The organism is Cellulomonas sp. P4_H12, assembly GCF_056400905.1.
Genome location: NZ_JBFUKJ010000173.1, coordinates 1 through 504 on the forward strand (window position 1 = coordinate 1; position 504 = coordinate 504).

A 504-nucleotide genomic window follows, 5' to 3' on the forward strand; every position below is an offset into this window, starting at 1 on the left:
ATCAGGGCGGGCCCGTCGATCGGTCGCCACTGCATGCCGAGCTCGCGGTGCGCTTCGCCGGTGATGTTGTCGCGCCAGGCGTACATCGTCGGGTCGGATGCTTTCACCCGGCCGGCGGCGACGGCGACCATCGAGCCTTGGGACTTCGGGTCGCCGTGCACGACAAGCCAAATGGTGCGGTCGGTCCGGGTGGCCATGCCGCCGAGCGCGGTGTCGGTGAGGACAGCGTCGCCGCAGTTGCCGGCGGCGGTGGTGGTCTTGCTGGCCGGCGGTCGCCGCTTCTGCCGGGCGGCGGTGGCCCGCGGYGCGKTGGCGACGACTGCGGTGGTCGGCTTGCTGCACTTGCTGCAGCGTCCACCGGTGCTGGAGACGAGCCAGTTGCAGTGCGGGCAGATCACCCGGGCACCGCTGTCGATGAGTTCCTGCGCGGAGAACTGCGTCATGCCGCGCACCGTAGAGCGGCGGTTGTCCAGCCGGTTCGGTCGGCGTTGCGCCGGAGCCTAT

General features: G+C 70.9%; 1 protein-coding gene. It reads right to left on the reverse strand.

Features of this window, described 5'->3' with window-relative positions:
- A partial coding sequence (locus AC1DQC_RS20390) for a hypothetical protein (RefSeq protein WP_477053038.1) occupies positions 1-443 on the reverse strand: 443 nt, incomplete at its 3' end.
- Positions 444-504 lie beyond the last annotated feature (61 nt).